This is a genomic window from Aeromicrobium sp. Leaf272 (genome assembly GCF_001422865.1).
GTDB lineage: Bacteria > Actinomycetota > Actinomycetes > Propionibacteriales > Nocardioidaceae > Aeromicrobium.
Map to the genome: position 1 here is coordinate 170,798 of NZ_LMMY01000011.1, position 1,108 is coordinate 171,905.

The following is a 1,108-nucleotide window of genomic DNA, read 5'->3' on the forward strand; positions in this document are numbered from 1 at the left end:
GGTGGCCCTCGACGACGCCGGCGCCCCCTCCTTCGGACGCATCCAGCAGCGCATCGGGCTCACGAAGCCGCGCGAGGTGACCGCGGCCCGCCGCAGCGTGCCGGTGCGGTTCGTCGGGTTCGACCTGCTCAGGCTCGGCGGTGCCGACGTGACCGGGCTGCCCTACGAGCAGCGTCGCGAGCTGCTGCTCGGCCTCGACCTCGACGACGCCGACGGCGTGGACGTGCCGGCCGCCTTCGACGGTGACCTGGAGGCCGCGATGGAGGCCAGCCGGGAGCTGGGACTCGAGGGCGTGGTGGCGAAGCGTCGCACCAGCCGGTACCGGCCCGGCGCGAGGTCGGCGCACTGGGTCAAGCTCAAGCACGAGCAGCACGTGGAGGTCGTGGTGGTCGGCTGGCGACCCGGCAAGGGAGGTCGCGGCGGCGGCATCGGGTCGCTCCTCGTCGCCGTTCCCGACGCCGAGGGCACGCTCGTCTACGCCGGTCGTGTGGGCACCGGGTTCGCCGAGCGCACGCTGGCCGACCTCGCGGCACGACTGGAGCAGGCACGTCGTGACGAGGCGACGGTGGCGGCGCCACGCGACGTCGCCCGCGAGGCCGTGTGGGTGGAGCCCACGATCATCGGCGAGGTGACGTCGGCAGGCTGGACCGACTCCGGCCACCTGCGCCACCCCGTGTGGCGCGGGCTGCGCGACGACAAGACCGTGGCCGACGTGCAGCCGGTCAGGCTCCCGGCGCGCTGAGTCGGATCATCTGGGCGGTGCGCCAGCCGGTGGGATCGGCCAGGTAGCGGTCGGTCTCGGCCACCCACGGCGACGTGGCGTTGGCCGAGGACCCCGTGACCCGAAGGCCGGCGGCCAGCGCGCCGTGGCCGAGCGCCGCGACGGCACCCACGGGGGTCGTCTCGCGCAGCGAGCCGGGCGACCGCCCGAGCGCGGCCGACGAGAGGCTCGCGGCGGCCACCGTGCCGCTCGTGAAGAGGACCTGGTCGATGAAGCTCGCGCCGCTCCACCACTGGTCGAGCTGCTGGAGGAGGCCGGCCATCCAGGCCTGGCCGGCGTCGGCCGCGGCCTGGACGTCGTCGGCCACCGCCGGGGCCACGAGCAGGG

At 75.5% G+C, this 1,108-nt stretch carries 1 protein-coding gene and 1 pseudogene; one reads left to right on the top strand and one right to left on the bottom strand.

All coding sequences use genetic code 11. From position 1 onward, the window contains the following. A pseudogene (locus ASF38_RS19155) lies at positions 1-742 on the top strand (ATP-dependent DNA ligase); the annotation flags it as partial. On the opposite strand, the gene ASF38_RS07935 reads toward ASF38_RS19155, so the two are convergent. Continuing rightward, positions 723-1,108 (bottom strand): hypothetical protein (locus ASF38_RS07935; RefSeq protein ID WP_162237321.1); only part of this gene is annotated, 386 nt, incomplete at its 5' end. The pseudogene ASF38_RS19155 and the gene ASF38_RS07935 overlap by 20 nt on opposite strands.